The sequence below is a fragment of the Actinocatenispora rupis genome, assembly GCF_016861975.1.
In the GTDB taxonomy this organism is placed as follows: Bacteria; Actinomycetota; Actinomycetes; order Mycobacteriales; family Micromonosporaceae; genus Actinocatenispora; species Actinocatenispora rupis.
On sequence record NZ_BOMB01000012.1, the window covers coordinates 75,731 to 97,195 of the forward strand.

The 21,465-nt window shown below is 72.9% G+C and carries 21 protein-coding genes; 9 read left to right on the forward strand and 12 right to left on the reverse strand.

Translation table 11 applies throughout. The annotated features are described in order from the left end of the window. Window positions 1–21 precede the first annotated feature (21 nt). The 3 genes from Aru02nite_RS10715 to Aru02nite_RS10725 all read right to left on the reverse strand — a co-directional run bounded on the left by Aru02nite_RS10715 (window position 22) and on the right by Aru02nite_RS10725 (window position 3,560). Window positions 22–807 carry a class I SAM-dependent methyltransferase gene (locus tag Aru02nite_RS10715; RefSeq protein ID WP_203657552.1) on the reverse strand — a complete coding sequence of 262 codons (786 nt, stop codon included), beginning with the start codon at window positions 805–807 and terminating at the stop codon, window positions 22–24. A gap of 179 nt (window positions 808–986) precedes the next feature. After that, window positions 987–2,876 carry a sialidase family protein gene (locus Aru02nite_RS10720; protein WP_203657242.1) on the reverse strand — a complete coding sequence of 630 codons (1,890 nt, stop codon included), beginning with the start codon at window positions 2,874–2,876 and terminating at the stop codon, window positions 987–989. A gap of 204 nt (window positions 2,877–3,080) precedes the next feature. Continuing rightward, on the reverse strand, window positions 3,081–3,560 hold the full coding sequence (locus Aru02nite_RS10725; RefSeq protein ID WP_203657246.1) for a DoxX family protein: 480 nt from the start codon (window positions 3,558–3,560) through the stop codon (window positions 3,081–3,083). Between the two features lie 100 nt (window positions 3,561–3,660). Between Aru02nite_RS10725 and Aru02nite_RS10730 the strand changes: the two genes are divergently transcribed. Both Aru02nite_RS10730 and Aru02nite_RS10735 read left to right on the forward strand, forming a co-directional pair. Beyond that, the gene (locus tag Aru02nite_RS10730) at window positions 3,661–4,314 is read left to right on the forward strand and encodes a response regulator transcription factor (protein WP_239076602.1); all 654 of its coding nucleotides are present in this window, start codon (window positions 3,661–3,663) and stop codon (window positions 4,312–4,314) included. Continuing rightward, complete coding sequence (locus Aru02nite_RS10735; protein ID WP_203657249.1) at window positions 4,311–5,582, forward strand: sensor histidine kinase; 1,272 nt, start codon at window positions 4,311–4,313, stop codon at window positions 5,580–5,582. Before Aru02nite_RS10730 ends, Aru02nite_RS10735 begins: the two co-directional genes overlap by 4 nt. Here the strand turns inward: Aru02nite_RS10735 and Aru02nite_RS10740 are convergent. The 7 genes from Aru02nite_RS10740 to Aru02nite_RS10770 all read right to left on the reverse strand — a co-directional run bounded on the left by Aru02nite_RS10740 (window position 5,579) and on the right by Aru02nite_RS10770 (window position 13,386). Next, window positions 5,579–6,457 (reverse strand): NAD-dependent epimerase/dehydratase family protein, encoded by an 879-nt coding sequence (locus tag Aru02nite_RS10740; protein WP_203657553.1) that lies wholly within the window; start codon window positions 6,455–6,457, stop codon window positions 5,579–5,581. The genes Aru02nite_RS10735 and Aru02nite_RS10740 overlap by 4 nt on opposite strands. 149 nt (window positions 6,458–6,606) lie before the next feature. Beyond that, window positions 6,607–7,356: an SDR family NAD(P)-dependent oxidoreductase gene (locus tag Aru02nite_RS10745; protein WP_203657250.1), complete on the reverse strand. Its 750-nt coding sequence runs from the start codon at window positions 7,354–7,356 to the stop codon at window positions 6,607–6,609. A gap of 5 nt (window positions 7,357–7,361) precedes the next feature. Beyond that, window positions 7,362–9,368 carry an aldehyde ferredoxin oxidoreductase C-terminal domain-containing protein gene (locus Aru02nite_RS10750; protein ID WP_203657251.1) on the reverse strand — a complete coding sequence of 669 codons (2,007 nt, stop codon included), beginning with the start codon at window positions 9,366–9,368 and terminating at the stop codon, window positions 7,362–7,364. After that, a complete protein-coding gene (locus Aru02nite_RS10755) occupies window positions 9,359–10,654 on the reverse strand; it encodes an L-fuconate dehydratase (RefSeq protein WP_203657252.1) in 1,296 nt (431 codons plus the stop codon). The genes Aru02nite_RS10750 and Aru02nite_RS10755 overlap by 10 nt, the downstream gene beginning before the upstream one ends. A 10-nt stretch (window positions 10,655–10,664) precedes the next feature. Further along, window positions 10,665–11,507, reverse strand: a complete 843-nt coding sequence (locus Aru02nite_RS10760; protein ID WP_308446263.1) for a fumarylacetoacetate hydrolase family protein — start codon at window positions 11,505–11,507, stop codon at window positions 10,665–10,667. A gap of 5 nt (window positions 11,508–11,512) precedes the next feature. Then, window positions 11,513–12,370, reverse strand: coding sequence for an amidohydrolase family protein (locus Aru02nite_RS10765; protein ID WP_239076603.1), 858 nt, complete (start codon window positions 12,368–12,370; stop codon window positions 11,513–11,515). A gap of 26 nt (window positions 12,371–12,396) precedes the next feature. Continuing rightward, on the reverse strand, window positions 12,397–13,386 hold the full coding sequence (locus tag Aru02nite_RS10770; RefSeq protein ID WP_203657258.1) for an aldo/keto reductase: 990 nt from the start codon (window positions 13,384–13,386) through the stop codon (window positions 12,397–12,399). 186 nt (window positions 13,387–13,572) lie between these two features. Here Aru02nite_RS10770 and Aru02nite_RS10775 point away from each other — a divergent pair, with 186 nt between their 5' ends. From Aru02nite_RS10775 to Aru02nite_RS10790, 4 genes are read left to right on the forward strand one after another with little or no spacing between them, the layout of a single operon-like run. Next, window positions 13,573–14,313, forward strand: coding sequence for a GntR family transcriptional regulator (locus tag Aru02nite_RS10775; protein ID WP_203657260.1), 741 nt, complete (start codon window positions 13,573–13,575; stop codon window positions 14,311–14,313). A 4-nt stretch (window positions 14,314–14,317) separates the two neighbouring features. Beyond that, complete coding sequence (locus Aru02nite_RS10780; RefSeq protein WP_203657262.1) at window positions 14,318–15,100, forward strand: (Fe-S)-binding protein; 783 nt, start codon at window positions 14,318–14,320, stop codon at window positions 15,098–15,100. A gap of 16 nt (window positions 15,101–15,116) precedes the next feature. Then, window positions 15,117–16,616: a LutB/LldF family L-lactate oxidation iron-sulfur protein gene (locus Aru02nite_RS10785; RefSeq protein WP_203657264.1), complete on the forward strand. Its 1,500-nt coding sequence runs from the start codon at window positions 15,117–15,119 to the stop codon at window positions 16,614–16,616. After that, complete coding sequence (locus Aru02nite_RS10790; RefSeq protein ID WP_203657273.1) at window positions 16,613–17,257, forward strand: LutC/YkgG family protein; 645 nt, start codon at window positions 16,613–16,615, stop codon at window positions 17,255–17,257. The genes Aru02nite_RS10785 and Aru02nite_RS10790 overlap by 4 nt, the downstream gene beginning before the upstream one ends. 2 nt (window positions 17,258–17,259) lie before the next feature. On the opposite strand, the gene Aru02nite_RS10795 is transcribed toward Aru02nite_RS10790, so the two are convergent. After that, window positions 17,260–17,634: a MerR family transcriptional regulator gene (locus Aru02nite_RS10795; protein ID WP_203657275.1), complete on the reverse strand. Its 375-nt coding sequence runs from the start codon at window positions 17,632–17,634 to the stop codon at window positions 17,260–17,262. 161 nt (window positions 17,635–17,795) lie between these two features. On the opposite strand from Aru02nite_RS10795, the gene Aru02nite_RS10800 reads away from it, so the two are divergent. Both Aru02nite_RS10800 and Aru02nite_RS10805 read left to right on the forward strand, forming a co-directional pair. Next, window positions 17,796–18,314 (forward strand): RNA polymerase sigma factor, encoded by a 519-nt coding sequence (locus Aru02nite_RS10800; protein ID WP_239076604.1) that lies wholly within the window; start codon window positions 17,796–17,798, stop codon window positions 18,312–18,314. After that, entirely contained in the window at window positions 18,307–19,158 is an 852-nt protein-coding gene (locus Aru02nite_RS10805) for a hypothetical protein (protein ID WP_203657280.1), read from the forward strand. Before Aru02nite_RS10800 ends, Aru02nite_RS10805 begins: the two co-directional genes overlap by 8 nt. Window positions 19,159–19,317: 159 nt before the next feature. On the opposite strand, the gene Aru02nite_RS10810 is transcribed toward Aru02nite_RS10805, so the two are convergent. Further along, window positions 19,318–19,926, reverse strand: coding sequence for an alpha/beta hydrolase (locus Aru02nite_RS10810; RefSeq protein WP_203657281.1), 609 nt, complete (start codon window positions 19,924–19,926; stop codon window positions 19,318–19,320). A gap of 125 nt (window positions 19,927–20,051) precedes the next feature. Between Aru02nite_RS10810 and Aru02nite_RS10815 the strand changes: the two genes are divergently transcribed. After that, window positions 20,052–21,359, forward strand: coding sequence for a PucR family transcriptional regulator (locus Aru02nite_RS10815; protein ID WP_239076605.1), 1,308 nt, complete (start codon window positions 20,052–20,054; stop codon window positions 21,357–21,359). Window positions 21,360–21,465 lie beyond the last annotated feature (106 nt).

Below are 21,465 nucleotides of genomic sequence, written 5' to 3' on the forward strand. Positions count from 1 at the left end.
TGGAGGGACGGGCGCGGATCGTCAGGCGCGGCAGACGATCTCGCCGTGTACGAGGGAGATCCAGCCGTCCTCGTCGGCGGCCCAGGCGCGCCACGCCGCCGAGATGCGTTCCAGGTCGGCGCGGGTGGCGTGGCCGCCGTCGACGGCCTGCCGGGCGATGGCGGAGTCGAGGATGCGGTCCGCCCACATGCCGCCCCACCAGGCCCGGTCCGCCGGCGTGGCGAAGCACCACGTACTCGACGTGGCGGTGACGTCGGTGAACCCGGCCTGCCGGGCCCAGGACAGCAGCCGGCGCCCGGCGTCCGGTTCGCCGCCGTTGGCGCGGGCCAGGATCCGGTACAGCGCCAGCCATTCGGTCAGTTCCGGCACCTCCGGGTACCAGACGAAGCCGGCGTAGTCGCTGTCGCGGGCGGCGACGACCCCGCCGGGCGCGCACACCCGGCGCATCTCGCGCAGCGCGCGCACCGGGTCGGCGACGTGCTGGAGTACCTGGTGGGCGTGGACGACGTCGAACGCGCCGTCCGGTACGTCGAGGGCGTGCACGTCGCCGACCGCGAACGAGACGTTGTCGACGCCGCGGGCCGCGATCTCCTGCCGCGCCGGGGCGAGCGCGTCCTCGGACGTCTCGACCGCGGTCACCGCGCGTACCCGGGTGGCGAGGTCGGCGGTGATGGTGCCGGGACCGCAGCCCACGTCGAGGAGCGACTGCCCGGGGTCGAGGTGCGGCAGCAGGTGGGCCGCCGAGTTCTCCGCGGTACGCCAGCGGTGCGACCGCAGCACCGACTCGTGGTGGCCGTGCGTGTACACGGTCTGCTTGCTGGACAAGGGATCACGCTCCTTCCGGTACGGTTCGACCGTAGCAGCTGTTCCCAAGATCTAGGAGAGTCGTCCTGCTCAGTGAGACTCGCGAGAAGTGTGAGTCCACAGTGGACGGACAGGGCGGCGGCCCGGCACCTGGGGATGCCGGGCCGCCTTCGGGGAGGTGGTCAGTGCAGGGTGGTGAAGGGCAGGTCGAGCACCAGACCGTCGCGTACCGGGGCGTCGGCGCGGACCGCGGCGAGGTCGGCGGCGCCGAGCGCCCGGTGGTACAGGCGGACCTCGTCGAGGGTGCCGGCGAACCGGAACCCGTTGTCCAGCCGCTGACCTAGCTGCAGCTGGAACGACACGGTCTGGCTCACCGAGCCGGCGACGTCCGGGCCGGACGCGACGAGCTGGCCGTCCACGTACATCCGCAACGTGCCGGCGGTACGTTCCAGCGCGACGTGGTGCCACTGCTGGTCGTCGTACGCGGAGGTGCTGGCGATCGAGGCGCTGCCGGCGGACGTGGTCATCATCGCGATGAGCCGGTGGTTGCCCGGTTCGCCGCGCAGCCAGAGCTGCGGCGCGGTGCCGCCCATCCCGCCCAGCCAGAACAGCGCCTGGTTGCCCGAACTCGACCCGTACCGGAACCAGGTGGTGAAGGTCAGGTCACCGGCGCCCGGCGGCTGCGCCGGGGAGTACGGCACGCGCACGTAGTTGTCGGTGCCGTTGAGCGCGATGCCGGTGCCGTACCGGCCGGGGACGAGGCCGCCGGGGGTGCCGAGCAGGTGCGCGTCGGCGTGGTTGCCCGAGGTGTCCGGCGTACTCGGCCCCGCCGGGTTGTGGAACCCCAGGTACTCGGTGTTGAAGCGGGCGAAGCGGATCTCGTCGCGGGCGTCGACCGTGCCGCCCTCGTACAGCAGGCCGATGCTGTCGTCGGCGATCTGCACCAGGTCGGAGTAGCCGGCCCAGTCGCTGGTGACGAGCCGGCCCTGGTCGGCGTTCTCCCACGTGCGGCCCTCGTCGTACGAGGAGCGGACCATCATCCAGCGCCGCCGGTCGGTGTCGGCCGGGGACGAGAACAGCATCCGGTGCGAGCCGGCGAGCCGGAGTACGGCGCCCTCGACCATCGGCGTCACCAGGTCCGGGATCGTGGTGAACCGCGTCGAGAACGTCGCACCGCCGTCGCTGCTGACCGCGTAGTCCCGGTTGCCGATGTCGGTGCCGCCCTGCTCGCGGCCCGCCACGTAGATCGACCCGTCGGTACGTTCCGCCACGCTCAGCTCGGACGGCTTCTGCGTGGCGTTCCCACCCGCCGGGAACCGGTACGTGTCGGTCGCGCCGATGTGCCACGTGTCGCCGTCGTCGTCGGAGTACACGAGGGCGGCGTGGTTGGCGATCGGGTGCCCCTGCCCGTCGCTCGTCTCGGCGTTGACGCCGAACACGAGCCGACCGGCGTGCGCCCCGTACGCCAGCTGGATGCCGTGGTTGGGGCCGGACGCGTACCAGGAGTCCCAGTCGGGGCGCTGCACCTGGTCGCTGATGTCGCGCGGCGCGGACCACGTGCGCCCGTCGTCGTCGGAGTACTGGAGGTGCGGGGTGCGCGGGCACGGTACGGCGCACCCGGCGCTGTCGCTGCGGCCCGCGTTGTACGTGGTGACGAGCAGGATCCGGCCGGTCCGGCTGTCCACGATCGGCACCGGGTTGCCATGCGTGTCACCGTTTCCCGGGTTGACGACCTGCTCGGGCCCCCACGTACGGCCGCCGTCGGTGGAGCGCCTGACGACGAGGTCGATGTCGCCGGCGTCGCCGCAGTTGTCGAGCCGGTGCTCGGCGAACGCCAGCAGCGTGCCGTGCGTACTGCGGACGATCGCGGGGATGCGGTAGCAGCCGTGCGCGAGATCGGTCGGCGCCCGGAACAGTACCTGCTGGTCGAACTCCGGCGCGGTGGTGGCGGGCGTCCGCGCACCGGTGGCGCCGGGCTGCGCGGCGACCGGTGCGGAGGTGACGGCGAGCGCGCCGGCCGCCACCACCGCGATCAGACCGGCCAGGACCGACCGGCGCTGCGGATGTCTCATGATGCGCGGTCCCTTCCGACGGGGGGCACTGGGCGGTCCGATGAACGCCCCGCGCCATCCCGACGACATGGGATGTCCTCGAACCGGAAGGACCGTAGGCCCACGCCGGCATCGCTGTCAACAGCCCCGGTGTACGCCAACCCGGCGACCGCGCCCGCTGAGCTGGCCGTTCGTCACGATGCGTCGAGATGGGATGTCATCGGCTCACCCCGTGACCGGCGCCGGAGTACGTCGGCGGAACCGGGAGACGAGCGAGTCGAGGGCGAGCGGACCGCCCGCGAACCCGACGTACAGGCTGGCGACGCCGAGCGCGAGGACCAGCTCGAAGCCGCCCTGCCCGGCGAACACCCCGTGCGTCACGTGTACGAACACGAACGCCCCGGCCATGTCCAGGAACAGCAGCACGCCGACGACCGGCAGCGCCAGGCCGACGATCAGCGCGATGCCGCCGGCCAGTTCGATCAGCCCGGCGTACCAGGCGGAGAGGGTGGGGGCGGGGACGCCCATCGCGGTGAAACCCTTGGCGGTGGCCGGAATCCCGTCGGTGACCAGCTTCTGCCAGCCGTGCGCGACGAACACCACGCCGAGGCCGACCCGGGCGACCAACGCCACCACGGCTCGGGCGTGCCGGGTCACGGTCGATCCGGTCGGTCCGCCGGCGGTCCCACTCCGGTCGCTGTTCATGCTGCTCCGTTCTCTCGTCGATGAGACATCACCACTTTCCGGACGGAATCTCAGAATCCATTCAGAACCGGGGCGCCCCCGGCCGGTTACGGTCGTACGCGTGACGCGACTGCTGCTGGTGGAGGACGACCCGGAACTCGGGCCGATGCTGTCCGACCTGCTCGGCGACGAGGGGTACGAGGTGGCCCTGGCGCCGGACGGCCAGCGCGGGCTGCACCTCGGCCTGACCGCCACGTACGACGGGATGATCATCGACCGGGGGCTGCCCGCGATCGACGGACTCGACCTGCTCGTACGGTTGCGGCGGCAGGGCGTGCAGTCCGCCGTGCTGTTCCTCACCGCGTACGGGACGGTCGCGGACCGGGTGGCCGGGCTGGACGCCGGCGCCGAGGACTACCTGGTGAAACCGTTCGAGCTGGCCGAACTGCTGGCCCGGGTGCGCGCCCTGGTCCGCCGGCACCACGACACCGCCGAACGCCTTCCGCTCGGCGCCGGGCTGCTCGACACCGGGCGCCGGGTCGCGGTACTCGGCGACCGGGAGGTGGCGCTGTCCGGGCGGGAGTTCGAGCTGCTGCACGTGCTCGCCGCCCGGCCGCGCATGGTGTTCGGCCGGGAGGAACTGCGCCGCCGCGTCTTCGAGGACGCGCCCGCCGAGTCCATCGTCGACACGTACGTCTACTACCTGCGCCGCAAGCTCGGCCGCGACGCGGTCCGCACCGTACGCGGGATCGGGTACCAGGCGGGCGCGCTGTGAGGCGGCGGCCGGTCGCGGACGGCCCCGAGGAACGGCTGATCCGCCGCGGCCGCTGGGTACTCACCGGCCAGATCGCGGCGATCATCACCGTCGTCGTCCTGCTCGTCGGCGCGATCGCCTGGGGCCTGATGGTCCGCGGCCAGTACGTGGACGGCCGGCGCGAACTCGCCGGATCGCTGTCCACCGCGTCGGTCACGCACCCCTGGCCGTGCGTGTGGATGTTCGAACGCCGCGGCACCACGACCCTGCGTACGCCGGCGGCACCGGACGCGCTGCCCGTCACCACCGACCTGACCGCCGTCTCCCGCCAGCACCCCGTACTCGTGGCCCGGCACCGGGTCGGCGGCATCGACTACCTGGTGCGTACCGAGTGGCATCCGGGGCGGGTCGCGCAGGCCACGCTCGACCTGCGGTACCAGGCGACCGAACGGGACCGGCTCTACCTGGCGCTCGCGCTGGCCGAGGTGGCCGGGCTGCTCGGCGCGCTCGCCGGCGGCCGGCTGCTGTCGGGGCGGGCGATCCGGCCGCTCGCCGAGGCGCTGCGCCGGCAGCGGTCGTTCGTCGCCGACGCCAGCCACGAGCTGCGCACCCCGCTCACCCAGATCCACACCCGCGCCCAGCTCCTCGAACGGCGCCTGCACTCCGGCGCCGACCCGGCCGTACTCGCCGAGGACACGGCCCGCGTCGTCGCCGGCACCCGCCAGTTCGGCGAGGTACTCGACGATCTGCTGCTGGCCGCGCAGCTCGGCCCGGACGGTGCCCATCCGGTACCGGTGGACCTGGCCGGGCTGGTGCGCGAGGTGGCCGCGGCCGAGTCGGCGCGCACCGACCGGCGCGGCCTGACGTTGACCGTCGACGTACCGGAGAGCTGCCCGGTCACGGGTGTCGCCGCGTCGCTGCGCCGGGTCGTGAACGCCCTGGTGGACAACGCGATCGGGCACACCCCGGCGGGCGGCACCGTCACCCTCACCCTCGCGTACGACTCCGGCGAGGTCGTGCTGCGCGTCGCGGACGACGGCGTCGGGCTGGACCCCGGCGAGGCGGAACGGATCTTCGCCCGGTTCGCCCGCGGCGAGCACGGGGCCGGGCGCCGCTTCGGGCTGGGGCTCGCGCTGGTCCGGGAGGTGGTCACCAGCCACGGCGGCACGATCGCCGCGGCGGGCACGCCGGGCCGCGGCGCGACCTTCACCGTACGGCTGCCGGCGGCGCCCGTCGTGGCCGGCGCGGGCCGGAGGTCCCCCGCGCTGGCCCAGCACCGCGACGGTTAGCGCAGGTCGCGCTTGACCTGCTCGATGTAGTCGGGCAGGTCGATGGTCGGCCGCCAGCCGAGGGCGCGCGCCTTGTCGGTGTCGGCCTGCCCCCGGGTACGCTCCCCGCGCCGCGCCGGCACCAGCACGTACGGCGCGCCGAACATCTCGGCGACCTCGACGAGGCTGCGCTCCTTGCCGTACCCGAGGAGGTAGCCGTCGCCGGAACCGGAACGGTGGCAGGTGAGGATGCCGGCGACGATGTCGTCGATGTGCGTGAAGTCGCGGGTCTGGGTGCCCGGCTCCACGACGGTCAGCGGCTCACCCTTGGCGTACTGCGTCTCGAAGATGCCGATGACCGTGGCGTACGGCCCGTCGGTGATCTGCCCCGGCCCGTACACGTTGTAGAAGTACGTGATGACGTGGTCCAGGCCGTACCACGTCGAGAAGTTGCGGATGTACTCGACGTTCTTCGCCTTGGTCCACGCGTACGGGTTCAGGTGCTCGTCCTGGCCGCCGTTGCCGAACTTGGAGCTGGAGCCCGCGTACACGAGCTTCGCCCCGTGCTCGTGGGCGAGGCTCACGACCTCCTTCGTCCCGTGCAGGTTGTACTCCCACACCCGGTCCGGCTCGTCGAACGACTGCGGGATCCGCGAGTACTCACCGAGGTGGAAGACGGCGTCGAGGTCGCCGAAACCGTGGTTGGCCCACAGCTTGCGGATGTTGACCGTGCTGTCGTGCAGGTAGGTCACCCGCTCGTCGGCGACGTGGTTCGCCTCGGTGCCGGTGAAGTAGTTGTCCACCGAGATGATCCGGATGTCCCCGTACTCCCCGAGGAGACCCCGGACGAGCCGGCTTCCGACGAATCCGGCGCCGCCGGTCACCAACACCTGCATCGTCACTGCTCTCCCTGCTGCCCTGGTCGCCGAAGACGCTAGCACGCCGCGGACATCACTCTTCGACGTCGTACCCCTACCGGACGGGTGGTGTGGTCCGGCGTCGACCCGGTACCACACCACCGTACGGACCGCGGGTCAGCGGCGGGTCAGGCGCGGGGCAGCCGGAGCCCAAACATGCCGCCGTCGACGGGCAGCGCGGTCGCCGTGGTCGAACCCGACGCCGGGGACGCCAGGTACAGCACCGCCCGCGCCACCTCGTCCGCGGCGACGAGCCGGCCGATCGGCTGCCGCGCCTCCAACCGTGCGCGCTCCCCCGCCGGATCCTCGGTACGCGCCAGCAACCGGCCCACCCACGGGGTGTCCACCGTGCCCGGCTCGATGCAGTTGACCCGGATGCCCTCACCGACGAAGTCCGCGGCCATCGCCAGCGTCATCGCGTGCACCGCGCCCTTGGTCGCGGAGTACAGGACGCGCTGCGGGAGGCCGGCGGTCGCGGCGATCGACGACGTGTTGACGACCGCCGCGTGCGAGCTGCGCCGCAGGTACGGCAGGGCGGCCTTGGTGGTGCGCGCGATGCCGACCACGTTCACGTCGAGGTTGCGGTGCCACTCGGCGTCGTCGTTGTCCGCGACCGTGCCCACCGAGCTGATGCCGGCGTTGTTGACCACGATGTCGATCCCGCCGAACCGCTCCGCCACCGCGGCCATCGCCCGGTCCAGCGACGCCTGGTCGGTCACGTCGGCGGGCACCGGGAGTACCGCGTCGGTGCCGTCGCCCGGGTCGATGTCGAGCACGCCGACCCGCGCACCCGCCCCCACGAACGCCTCCGCGCACGCCCGGCCGATGCCCGAGCCGCCGCCGGTCACGACCGCGACCAGACCGTCCAGTTCCGCCATGTCTGCTACTCCTCGTTCGTCGTGGTGAGTCCGAGCCGCCCGGCGAGTACGCCGAGCGCCGCGGTGAACGCGTCCCGGTCCAGCACCGCACCGGCGTACCGGCCGGTCGCGACCGGCTCGGTGTGCATCCGGTCCGGCAACGCCGCCGCGGTACCGATGCCGAGCGACACGTTGATCCCGTGCTGGGCGCGCAGTCGCGCCGCACCCAGCGCCAGCAGTTCGTCGGTGCCGACCGTACGGCCGGTCACGGCGCGGACCAGTTCGCCGATCCGCGCGACCGTCAACGGCCGGGTCGGCGTGCTCGCGTACGGGCAGACCACCAGCGCGTCCAGCGCCGACCACAGGCACATCAACGTCGCGGTCCGCTCGGCCCGCGCGGTGTCCAGCCGCCGCGCCGGCTCCGGTACGGACAGCCCCAGCCGCCGCAACTCCGGGTAGCTGTGCGGGGCGCCCTCGTCCGGGTCGAAGTCCAGGTCGTGCTCGACCGCGTCGTAGCGCGGGCCGGTCGGCGCCATCGCGTACGCCAGCGCCAGCCCCGGCTGGATCCGCGGCTCGAACGGCGGCAACTCCACCCCGCGTACGGTCATCGCCAGGTGCGGCGCGCCCAACCGTACGGCCAGGCGGGCGGCGCCGTCGCGCAGCGCCTCGGCCAGCTCGCCCGTACCGGTGGCGATCTCCGCCAGGTACGGCACCGGATCCGCGCCGAACCCCCGAACGCGCCACTCCGGCGGGGTCAGGCCGGCCTCGGCCGCCTCGTACAGGCAGGCGAGGGTGCCGCCGGCGGACACCGGGTCGAGGCCGAGATCCTGACAGCGCGCGTTCGCGGCGAGAACCGTGTCGGCGTCGTCGATCCCGAGGTTCGGGCCGAGCGCCGCCACCGCCTCCTGATGCAACCCCGCCGCTCCCGCGCCGGAATGCGTTGCGGCGCCGTCGGTCCCAGCCGCCGCAATGTCCACAGTAGACGACACGTCGGCGGTGGCGACAGGCGTTGCGGTGCCACGCATCCCGGGCTGGCCGGTGTCCGGGGCGGAATCCGTTGCGGGGGCGTGCATCCCGGACCCGGTGGAACGTGCGGCCGGTTCGCGGTCGACCTCCGCGGCGGTGGCGTGAATGCCGGGCTGGTCGACATCCGCGGCGGGATGCGGTGCGGCGACTCGGATTCCGGGGTCGGCGGGGGTGAAGATCTTGATGCAGTCGGTGGGGCAGCCGGGGCAGGCGCCGACGTCGGTCAGCCGGCGGGAGAAGCGGTTCGGGGCGAGCCCGGGGCCGGGCAGCGAGCGGGTGTCGCCGTAGTTGCGGACCGCGCCGTACCCGGGATCGGTGACCGCGCCGGCCCACACGCCGAACCCGGGCGGGTCGTGCTGCCAGGCGGTCAGCGGGTTGTCGACCTGCGCCACGGCGTACCCGGTGGCGAGGGCGGCGAGCGCGGCCGGGTCGGCGACGGGCGGGGCGGCGGCGCCGACGCACACGATCGCCTTGACGTTGCGGGCGCCGAGGATCGCGCCGAAACCCAGGCGCGGCAAGGGAAAGTGGCGCGCGGTGACGACCGAGGCGTACCGGGCGCGACGCTCGCCGGCGGGCCCGATCACCGCGATCCCCGCAACGCCACCGTACTCGGCGGCCAGCGCGTCGGTGGCCGCCCCGGTGCCGAGGCCCCACAGGTGCCGGGCGTCGTGCACGGTCGCCACGCCGTCCCGAACCAGCACGTACGACGGGTGCTCGGCGCGGCCGGTGAGGGTGAGCACGGGTGCGCCGGCCGCGACCAGCGCCGGGCCGAACGGGCCCTCGGCGCGCGTCTCCGCGACGCAGCCGGACAGCGGGGACAGCCCGACCGCGGCGACCCGGGCCGTACCCGGTGCGCCGGAGCCGGTCAGCGGCCCCGCCGTGAACACCACCGGTACGGCCGGGTCGTCCGGGTCGCGGTGCCCGGCGTCGACGGCGCCGCGCAGTACGCGCAGCGCCGTCAGCGGACCGGGTTCCGCACCGCGACCGGTGTCGACCGTCAGCGCCACGCCGGCCCGTCCGGGTAGCGGTACGTCGCGATCGATGCGGGCAGCAGCTCCGCCGAGTACCCGGGTGCGGTGGGCGCCACGTACGAGCCGCGCTCGATGCGGGCCGGGTCGACGAAGTGCTCGTGCAGGTGGTCGACGTACTCGATGACCCGGCCGGACAGCGACCCGGACACCGCGACGTAGTCGAACATCGACAGGTGGCACACCAGCTCGCACAGGCCGACGCCGCCCGCGTGCGGGCACACCGGTACGCCGAACTTGGCCGCCAGCAACAGGATCGCCACGTTCTCGGTGACGCCGCCGACCCGGGCAGCGTCGATCTGCACGATGTCCACGGCCTGCGCCTGGAGCAGCTGCTTGAAGACCACCCGGTTCTGCACGTGCTCGCCGGTGGCGACCTTGACCGGCGCGACGCCCCGCCGGATCGCCGCGTGCCCGAGGATGTCGTCCGGGCTGGTCGGCTCCTCGATCCAGTACGGCTTGTACGGTGCGAGCGCCGCCATCCACTCGATCGCGTCCGGTACGTCCCAGCGCTGGTTGGCGTCGACGGCGATCGGCACGTCCGGCCCGACCGCCTCCCGCGCCACCTTGAACCGGCGTACGTCGTCGGCCAGGTCCGCGCCGACCTTCAGCTTGATCTGCGTGAAGCCGTCGGCGACCGCCTGCTTCGCCAGCCGCACCACCTTCTCGTCGTCGTACCCGAGCCAGCCGGGCGACGTCGTGTACGCCGGGTACCCGCCGGCGAGCAGCCGCTCGATCCGCTCCGGGCGACCGGACACCTTGTCCCGCAACATGTCCAGCGCCTCGGCCGGGGTGAGCGCGTCGGTCAGGTACCGCCAGTCGACGAGGTCGACGATCTGCTCCGGGCTCATGTCCGACAGCAGCCGCCACACCGGCTTGCCGGCGAGCTTCCCGGCGAGATCCCAGGCGGCGTTGACGATCGCCGCGGCGGCGAGGTGCATGACGCCCTTCTCCGGGCCCAGCCACCGGAACTGCGAGTCGTGCGTCAACCGCCGGCCGAACTCGCCGAGGTCGGCGACCAGACCGTCCACATCGGACCCGACGACCAGCGGTGCGAGCGCGCGGATCGCCGCGCACACCACGTCGTTGCCGCGCCCGATGGTGAACGTGAACCCGTGCCCGTCCGGTACGGCCGGGTCGTCGGTGCGCAGCACCACGTACGCGGCGGAGTAGTCGGGGTCGGGGTTCATCGCGTCCGAGCCGTCCAGCTCGCGCGAGGTGGGGAACCGGATGTCCTCGGTGTCCACCGCGATGATCGTCGCCATGAGGGGTTCCTTACGCGTTCTTGAGGGACTGGCGCTGGTCGCCGAGACCGTCGATGGACAGCTCCATCACGTCACCGGCCACCAGGTACGGGAAGCGGCCGGACAGCGCGACGCCCTGCGGCGTACCGGTGTTGATGACGTCGCCCGGCTCCAGCACCAGGTACTGGGAGAGGTGGTGCACCAGGTACGCCACGGAGAAGATCATGTCGGCGGTGCTGGAGTCCTGGCGCGGCTCGCCGTTGACGGTCGAGCGCAGGCCGAGCTGCTGCGGGTCGCCGACCTCGTCCGCGGTCACCAGCCACGGCCCCAGCGGGTTGAACGTGGCGCAGCTCTTGCCCTTCGACCACTGCCCGCCGGACTCGCCGATCTGGAACGTCCGCTCCGACACGTCGTTCGAGACCGCGTAGCCCGCCACGTACTCCAGGGCCGACTCCGGCGAGTCCACATAGGACGCCCGCTTGCCGATGACGACCGCCAGCTCCACCTCCCAGTCGGTCTGCACGCTGCGCCGCGGGATCAGCACGTCGTCGTACGGACCGACCACGGTGTTGCTGCCCTTGTAGAACAGGATCGGCACGGTCGGCGGCTCGGCACCGGACTCGGCGGCGTGCGCCGCGTAGTTCTGCCCGATGCACAGCACGGCACCGGGCCGGGCGACGGGCGCACCGATCCGCTGCCCGGCAATGTCCACTTCGGACAGTTCGCCGGCGGCGTACGCGGCGCGCACCCGCTCGACGCCGCCGCCGGCGAGGAACGCGCCGTCGATGTCGGCGGTGACCGGCGTCAGGTCGAGGTACGTGCCCTCGTCCGTGCGCAGTACCGGTCGCTCCGAGCCCTCCGGGCCCACCCGCATCAGCTTCACGTGCTTCCAACCTCCAGTCGGTACGTACGGATCGCGGTACCGCCGAACACGTCCGCGCGTTCGGCGTCGGTCAACGGGGGCAGGGCCTCGCGCAACGCGGCGAGTACCCGGCCGTAGCTGGCGACGGTGGTGCACACCGGCCAGTCCGACCCGAACATCAGCCGGTCCGGCCCGAACAGCTCGACCGCGGTGGCCACGAACGGCCGCAGGTCGTCGACCGTCCACGTACTCCAGTCGGCCTCGGTGACGAGACCGGACAGCTTCGCCGTGACGTTCCGGCACGCCGCCAGCGGCGCCACCGCCGTACGCCACTCGGCGAGGCCACGGCTCCCGGCCGCGATCCGCGGCTTGCCCAGGTGGTCCAGCACGAACCGCACGTCCGGCGCGGCCGCGGCGGCCAGCGCGGCGGCCGGCACCTGGTCCACCCGTACCACCAGGTCGAAGGCGAGACCGGCGGCGCCGACCGTGGCCAGGCCCTTCGCGGCGACCGGCTCGGCAAGGAAGCCCGGCGCCGGCCGGCCCTGCACCTGGTCCCGGATGCCGACCAGCTTCCGCGCCCCCGGCAGCCGCCGGTACGCCGAGATCGTGTCGGCCAGCCGCGGATCGGTGAGGTCCGCCCAGGCGACCACGCCGGCGATCTGCGGCGTACTGTCCGCGATCGCCAGGTGCTCGGCCACCTCGTCGGCGTGGCACCGGCCGCCCTCGACCAGTACGGTCCGGTGCACCCCGTGCGCGGCCAGCTCGACCCGCAGCTCGTCCGCCGTGAACACCCGCCGGATCGGCGCCAGCTCCGGCGCCTCCAGCCACTCGTACCCCCGGGCGGGATCCCACAGGTGGTGATGCGCGTCGACCACCAGATGATCGGATGTCTTACGCGGCATCACGGGGTCGGCACCTCTTCCGCGAGCAGTTTCTCCGACTTCAGCTCGGACCATAGCTGCTCAGGGATCGGATGGGTGAACATGGCCACGTTCTCCTCGATCTCGGCCACACTCCGCGCACCGATCACCACCGACGCCACCGCCGGATGCCCCAACGGGAACTGGATCGCCGCCGCCTTCAGCGGTACGCCGTGGCGCTGACACACCGCGCGCACCGCCAGCGCCCGGTCCACCAGCTCCGCCGGCGCCGGCGCGTAGTCGAACATCGCGCCCGGCCGCGGATCCGCCAGCAAGCCCGAGTTGTACACACCGCCCGCGACCACCGAGATCCGCCGCTCCGCCGCCACCGGCAACAGATCCGCCAGCCCCGACGTGTCCAGCAGCGTGTACCGCCCCGCCAGCAGGAAACAGTCGAAGTCCGCCTCCCGCGCGAACCGCGTCAACATCGCCGACTGGTTCATCCCCGCGCTCACCGCGCCGATCACGCCCTGCGACCGCAACTCCGCCAACGCCCGGTACGACCCGGCCAGCGCCTCCGCGAAGTGCTCGTCCGGGTCGTGGATGTGCGCCACGTCGATCCGGTCCACCCCGAGCCGGCTCAGGCTGTCGTCGATGCTGCGCAGCGTCGCGTCGTACGAGTAGTCGAAGACCGGCTCCAGCCCGGACTCCTCCACGTACACGTCCTGGCCCGCCGACTCGCCCGCACTGCCCGCCGGTACGAGCATGCGGCCCACCTTCGTCGCCAGGACGTAGTCGGCACGGGGGCGGCCCGCGAGGCCGGCGCCCAGGCGGCGTTCCGCCAGACCGTAGCCGTACAGGGGGGCCGTGTCGTACAGGCGGAGGCCCAGGTCCCAGGCGCGGCGGACCGTCGCCTCCGCCGCCTCGTCACCCACCCGGTCGAACAGGCCGCCCAGCGGTGCGGTGCCGAGGCCGAGCCGCGTCACCGACAGCTCGGTACGACCGAGCCGGGCCGTACTCGTGGGGTCCATGGCCACTCCTCGCTCCTCGGGTGCGGCCCAGATCCTATAGGATCCTGGAGCGAGCGCCGATTGTGCACTTGTTCAACAAGTCAACAATTGGACAATGACACTGTTGAACAATGAGACAATTGAACAATCCGCGAAAGCGGACCCCAGCCGACACACCGCCCAAATCACCCAACCCCGGTGGAGACGATGCCCGACCGACCCACGCCCCGGTCCAGCCTGGCCGACGACGTGTACGAGTCGGTCAAGGCCCAGGTGATGGATCTGGCGATCGCCCCGGGCGAGCGGGTCAACATCGACGCCCTGGCGCGCGAGCTGACCGTCTCCCCCACTCCGGTACGGGAGGCGTTGGCGCGCCTGGAGTCCGACGGTCTGGTACGCAAGCGGCCGATGTCGGGGTACAGCACGACGCCGTTGTTGACGGCGGCGGAGTTCGCGCACCTGTTCGAGATGCGTCTGCTGTTGGAGGTTCCGGCGGCGCGGCTGGCGGCGGCGCGCGCGCCGGCGGCGGCGTTCCCGGGGTTGCGGGCGGCGGCGGTTCCACCGGACGAGGCGGGTGACGAGCCGCCGGCGTGGACGGATCCGGGTGGCGCGCGGCCGAGCTACCGGCGGTACGCGGCGTTCACGGCGCACGACGCGCGGTTCCACGAGCTGGTGGCGGACCTGTCGGGGAACCCGATGCTGGCGGAGGCGATCCGCCGGCTGCACGCCCATCTGCACCTGCACCGGTTGTACCTGCCGGGTCGGCCGGTGGCGGACACGGGCGCGGAGCACCACCGGGTGGCGGAGGCGGTCGCGGCGGGTGATCCGGATGCGGCGGCGGCGGCGATGACCGACCACCTGACGGCCGCGCGTACCCGCCATATCGTCGTGTTCACCGGCGGGAGCGGGCAGGATGTTGTCACCGGCCGAAACTCGACGGAGGAGTGAGGCGTTGCGGATCGGACTGTTCGTCACGTGCGTGAACGACCTGATGTACCCGGGGACCGGGCAGGCGGTCGTGACGATCCTGGAGCGTCTCGGCCACACGGTGGAGTTCCCGGCCGCGCAGACGTGCTGCGGTCAGATGCACGCGAACTCGGGGTACCGCGCGGAGGCGTTGCCGCTGGTGCGGCGCTTCGTCGACGTCTTCGAGGGGTACGAGGCGGTCGTGGCGCCGTCGGGTTCGTGCGTGGCGATGGTGCGCGACTCGTACCCGAGGTTGGCGGAGGGGGACGCGGCGCTGTCGGCGCGGGTCGCCGAGCTGGCCCCGCGGGTGTACGAGCTGTCCGAGCTGCTGGTGGACGTGCTCGGGGTGACGGAGCTGGGCGCGGTGTTCCCGCACCGGGTCACGTACCACACGACGTGTCACGGGTTGCGGATGCTGCGGCTCGGCGACCGGCCGGAACGGTTGCTGCGCAACGTGTCCGGCATCGATCTGGTGGAGTTGCCGGCGGCGGACGAGTGTTGCGGCTTCGGCGGCACGTTCGCGGTGAAGAACCCGGACGTGTCGACGGCGATGCTGGCCGACAAGGTGCGGCACGTGCTGGACACCGACGCCGAGGTACTGGCCGCGGCGGACAACTCGTGCCTCGCGCACATCTCCGGCGGCCTGGGCCGGCTCCGTACGGGGGTGCGGTCGGTGCACTACGCGGAGATCCTCGCGGCCACCGACGGCACGCTGCCGCCGCGTACGGAGCCGGCGCCGGCGGCACCGACCGCGACGCCCACCGACTGACGACCGCGGAGGCGACATGACCGAACGCAGGATGCTTCCGTTGCTACCGCACGGATCCGGCCACCTGGCGCCGCCGCAGGCGTTCCCGCGGCGGGCGAAGGTCGCGGTGGGCGACACGCAGTTGCGCGCGAACATCCGCCGCGCCACGCACACCATCCGGGACAAGCGCGCGCACGTGGTCGACGAGGTCGACGACTGGGAGGAGCTGCGCGAGGCCGGCCGGGCGCTGAAGGAACGCGTCGCGCGGCACCTGCCCGAGCTGCTGGAACGGTTCGAGCAGGCGGCGACCGCGGCGGGCGCGACGGTGCACTGGGCGCGGGACGCCGCGGAGGCGAACCGGATCGTCACGGAGCTGGTCCGGGCCACCGGCAGCGACGAGGTGGTCAAGGTCAAGTCGATGGTCACCCAGGAGATCGAGCTCAACGACGCGCTCGAACGCGCCGGCATCACCGCGTACGAAACGGATCTGGCGGAGCTGATCGTCCAGCTGGACCGCGGCGAGCAGTCGCACATCCTGGTACCGGCGATCCACTACAACCGTACGGAGATCCGGGAGATCTTCCGCCGCGAGATGCCGGACACGGACGACGCGCTCACCAGCGACCCGGCCGTACTCGCGGAGGCGGCGCGCCGGCACCTGCGCCGCAAGTTCCTGTCGACGAAGGTCGCGGTGTCGGGGGCGAACTTCGCCGTCGCCGACACCGGCACCCTGGTCGTACTGGAGTCCGAGGGCAACGGGCGGATGTGCCTGACGTTGCCGGAGACGCTGATCAGCGTGGTCGGCATCGAGAAGATCGTGCCGACGTTCGCCGACCTGGAGGTGTTCCTGCAGCTGCTGCCGCGGTCGTCGACGGCGGAGCGGATGAACCCCTACACCTCCACCTGGACCGGCGTACGCGAGGGCGACGGTCCGCAGGACGTGCACATCGTGCTGCTCGACAACGGACGTTCGGCGACGCTCGCGGACACCGTCGGCCGGCAGGCCCTCGCCTGCATCCGCTGCTCCGCCTGTCTCAACGTCTGCCCCGTGTACGAGCGCACCGGCGGTATCGCGTACGGCTCGGTGTATCCGGGGCCGATCGGCGCGATCATCTCGCCGCAGCTCACCGGCGTCGAGCGCAACAAGTCCCTGCCGTACGCGTCGTCGTTGTGCGGCGCCTGCTACGACGTGTGCCCCGTCAAGATCAACATCCCGGAGGTACTCGTCCACCTGCGGCAGACCGGCGTGGACGGCGCCCGCGAACGCCCGTCCGCCGAACGCACCGCCATGCGTACGCTCGCCTGGGTCATGTCCGACCAGCGCCGGTACGAGAACGCGTTGCGCGCCGCGCGTACCGCGACCGGGCCGATCGCCGGACTGCTCGCCGGGAAGCGCACACCTCCGGGCGGTCCCGCCGGTACTCTCGGCCACCTGCCGTGGCCGCTGTCCGCGTGGACGGTGTCCCGGGACGCGCCGCTGCCGGCCCGCCAGTCGTTCCGCGACTGGTGGCGCAAGACCCACGGGGAGGCGCGATGAGCACCGCGCGCGAGGAGATCATGACGCGGCTGGCGATCGCGCTGCGGGACGTACCGGCCGACGAGACCGCCGACCAGGTACCGGTGGCCCGCGACTACCGGCACGCCGGCGAGAGCGACCCGGCCCGGCTGCTCGACCTGCTCGACGAGCGGGTCTCCGACTACCGCGCCGCCGTGCACCGCTGCACGCTGGACGACCTGGGCGCCACCGTCACCCGGCTGCTCACCGAGCGCGGCAGCGGCACCCTGCTCGTCCCGCACGACGTACCCGAGGACTGGCACGCCGGGTACACCGGCACCGTCTACCGCGACTCCGCGAACTTCCCGTACCCGCTGGCCACGCTCGACGAGACCGACTCCGTACTCACCGGCTGCGCGGTGGCGATCGCCGAGACCGGCACCCTGGTCCTCGACTCCGGGCTGACGCAGGGCCGGCGCGCGATCACCCTCGTACCGGACCACCACATCTGCGTGGTGGAGTCCGAGCAGGTGGCGGCGACCGTACCGGAGGCGTTGGCCCGGCTGGACGGCACCCGGCCGCTGACGTTCATCTCGGGCCCGTCGGCGACCTCGGACATCGAGTTCAACCGGGTCGAGGGCGTGCACGGCCCCCGCCACCTCGACGTGATCCTGCTCCCCTGACGTCAGTCGTCGCCGGCCAGCACCGACCGGTACCAGTCGATCTTGTGGCGGATGTGGCGCTGGCGTTCCTGGAGCAGGTCGATGTGGGCGGCGAGCTGGGCGTCGTGGTCGGCGAGCAGGTCGATGCGGTCCGGGATCGTGGTGTCCCCGCCGCGTACCAGGTCGGCGAACGCGCGCATGGCGGCCACCGGCATCCCGGTGTCGCGCAGGCACCGGACGAGGTCGAGCAGTTCGACGTCGGCCGCGGCGTACCGCCGGTGTCCGCTGGACGAGCGCCGCACCGGGTTGAGGACGCCGATGCGCTCGTAGTACCGGAGGGTGTCGTGGCTGAACGAGAAACGCTCGACGACCTGGGCTGGTGTGAGGTAGTCGGTCATGAGTCCAGCACGGTAGCGCGCAACCGGCCCGCGTGGCACGGCGTGTTGTGGGCGCCGCGACCCCCAGCCCGGAGCGCACACCGAGGATGAATGCCCCGCAGATCGCCGTACGTCCGACCTCGCCGTCAGGCGCGGTTCCGGGCGCCCGTAGGCTGCGACTGGTGAGTGCCACGGACGACGCGGCGGCGAAGGCGCCGAGTTTCGACGAGTTCTACGCGGCCAACGTGCGCGGCATCACGGTCCAGATCTACGCGTACTTCGGAAACGTCTCGGACGCGCAGGACGTGGTGCAGGAGGCGTTCTGCCGGGCGTACCCGAAGTGGGAGACGCTCCGCGGGTACGACGACCCGGTGGCCTGGGTACGCCGCGTCGCGTGGAACCTGGCGACCAGCAAGTGGCGCCGGATGCGGACCGCGATGCGGTTCGCGCGCAAGCAGCGCGAGGAGCACATCCCCGGGCCCAGCCCCGACCACGTGGCCCTGACCACGGCGCTCGCCACCCTCCCCGAGCGGCAGCGCCGGGCCGTCGTGCTGCATTATCTGGCCGATCTGAGCGTCGCGGAGATCGCGAAGCGGGAAGGTGTCGCGCCGGGCACGGTGAAGTCCTGGCTGCACCGGGCCCGTGCGGCGCTGGCGGACCGGCTGAGCGACCGTTCCGGTGAGGAGGTGGACGATGCCTGAGCACGAACCGGACGACCGCGAGCTGCGCGCCGCGTTCGAGAGTTTCCGGTCCGACGCGCTCGACTCGGTGGCGCCGCCGAGCGCCGATGCGGTCCGGGCCGCGGCGCGGCACCGGCACCGTACCCACATCGCGGTGGGCAGTGCCGCCGCCGCGGTGGCGCTGGTCGCGATGATCGGCGGCGGGGTGCTGCTCACCCAGCACGGGCAGGACCGACCGCCGGTCACCGCCGCGGCGTCGTCCGCGGGCACCCGGGTCACGACCGGCCCGTCCGCGTCACCGCCCACCGGCGACCGATCCGGCGGTACGCCGAGCCCCACGCCCAGCGACAGCGGCAACCAGGCCGGCAACCCGAACGGCCCGGACCGCGTCGTACTGGCGATGTCCGCCGACCCGGTCCCACTCACCCCCGACTCCTCCGGCCGGTACTCCGGGCCCGTGCGCCTCACCGTCCGCAACTCCGGTACGGAGCCGATCGCGCGGGCCACGATCCGCCTGACCGTGCCCGGCGACCTGGGGTTCCGCGCGGAGGACGTGTCGTGCAGCGGCGGCGCCTGCGAGCTGCGGACGCTGGAGGACCTGGCACCCGGCGCGGAACGCAGCGTCTCCGGCACCCTGACGTACGCGGGGGTCTCGGCGGACAGCACCGAGGCACCGAGCGCACCGCCGCCGGGCACGGTCGAAGTGACGGTCACCGACGAGGGCGGTACGCAGGTGGCGTCGGCGTCGCAACAGTTCACGGTGGATCTGCAGGGCGGCACGGGACCGACTCCCGGGGACGGCGACCAGCCCAGCGGGTCGCCGTCGCCGTCGTCCCCGAGCCCCGCCCCCACCGACGGCGGCTGACCCGGGCCGGTCGTGCCGGCCCGGGCGTCGGGGACCTTCGCCGCGTCGTTTGCTCTGCCGCGAACAGGTCCCCGAACGGCGTCGCCGGTCCCGTCATCAGCGCACGAGAAAGCCGGCCGGGACACTCCTCCCGGCCGGCGGCCTTGTGACGATGGGCGGTCAGGACCAGGCGACGGTGTCGAGGAACGTCTCGACGGCGGTGAGCGCGACGGCGTGCGCGGCGAGCGTCGCGGCCAGCGGCCCCGGTACGAAGAGGCCGTGGTCGGCGCCGGGGATCTCCACCACGTGCGGGGTCAGCTCGCGGGCGAGCGCGCCGTCCCAGGTCTCGTCGTCCGACCCGCCGACCAGCAGGAACGGTGCGGTGCAGCGGCGCAGTGCCGCGACCGTCCCGGGCGTACTCAGCAGCGGGGTGAACCAGACCGCGGGCAGGCTCCGGTCGGCGGCGACGGGCGCGGCGCGGCTGCCGAGCGACTTGCCGACGAGGACGGTCCGCGCGCCGGGCGCGAGTTTCTCGACGCGGCTGAGCGCGTCGGCGACCTGCCCGCACGCCCAGGCTTCCGCCTCGGTACCGGACAGCCAGGCACGGAACTCGGCCTGCTCCTTCTCCGGTGGCGTCCACCGGATGGGCTCGACGTACGCGGCGCGCAGGTCGGCGGCTTCGCTGGTGAAGTGCAACAGGGGGAAGTCGGTGGTGTACCCGTTGCCCGGGATGAGGATGGCGGCCCGGTCCGGGGTACCCGGGTCGGCCGAGTCGGACGTTTCGCTCATGCCGAGAACCTAGTCGTACAACAGGCGGTGCGCGACCCCCGGCACGACCCGCGTCACTGTCCGCGACCTCACCGCGGGACGGCCGTGCCGGGCGACGGGTTCGGGGGCATGGCAGGCTGCACGGTGTGAGCACTGCACCGGACCAGTCCCGGCCGCTGGCGGCGACGCTGCGGCGGGTCGAGCGCGCCGCGGGGGCGCTGGCCACGGAGAGCGTGGCCCGGATGGACGCGACCCTGCCGTGGTTCTCCGAACTGCCGGCGGACCGCCGGTCCTGGGTGATGCTCGTGTGCCAGTCGGGCGTGAACTCGTTCGTCCGGTGGACGCGGGATCCGGCGAAGCCGCCGGAGTTCGGCGACGAGGTGTTCGCCGCCGCGCCGCGCGAGCTGGCCCGGTCGATCAGCCTCCAGCACACGGTCGCGCTGATCAAGGTGACGATCGACGTGGTCGAGGAGCGCGTACCGGAGCTGGCGGCACCGGGCGAGGAGTCGACGCTGCGGGAGGCGCTGCTGCGGTTCTCCCGCGAGGTCGCGTTCGCCTCCGCCCGGGTGTACGCGCGGGCCGCCGAGTCGCGCGGCGCGTGGGACGCCCGGCTCCAGGCGATGCTGGTGGACGCGCTGCTGCGCGGCGAGGTCGGGGACGCGATGGCCAGCCGGGCCGCCGCGCTGGGCTGGTCGGACGCCACCCCGGTCGCGGTCGCCGTCGGCAACTCGCCCGAGACCGACGCCACCACCGTACTGCACGGGCTGCACCGTACGGCGCGGCGGATCGGGGTCGAGGTGCTCGGTGGGGTGCACGGCAACCGGCTCGTCGCCGTACTCGGTGGTGCGGCGGATCCGGTCGCGGCGACCGGGAAGCTGCTGGAGGACTTCGGGCCGGGGCCGGTGGTGGTCGGCCCGCCCGTACCGTCGCTGGACGAGGCGACGGAGTCGGCGCGGGCGGCGCTCGCCGGGTACCGGGCGGCGCACACCTGGCCGGACGCGCCGCGGCCGGTGTCGGCGGCCGACCTGCTGCCGGAGCGTGCGCTGGCCGGCGACCCGGAGGCCCGCCGCGTACTGCGCACCGACGTGTACGGGGTGCTCCAGCGCACCGGGGAGCTGGTCGACACACTGGACGCGTTCTTCGCGACCGGTGGCGTACTGGAGTCGACGGCCCGGACGCTCTACGTACACCCGAACACGGTGCGGTACCGGTTGCGCCGGATCGCCGATCTGACCGGGTTCACGGCGACACAGCCGCGGGACTCGTTCGCGCTGCGGGTGGCGCTGGTGGTGGGCCGGCTGGACCAGGCGGCGCCGCGGCCGCCGCTGCCCGCACCGCCGCTGGGTGAGACGGCCGTGGAGATACCGGACGAGCCACCCGGAGTCGTTGCAGGGCATACGCATCGTGCCGAAGGTGCGCGTGGGGCGACCGAACTCACACCGCCCGCGCACTGACCGAAGTCCCCGAAACAGCCGGTTTGAACGCTCGTTTTGTCGACTCCCTACAACGTCCGTCGTCGGGTTTGGTTGATCAGAACTCCTCGCCAGACCGGGTCGATCC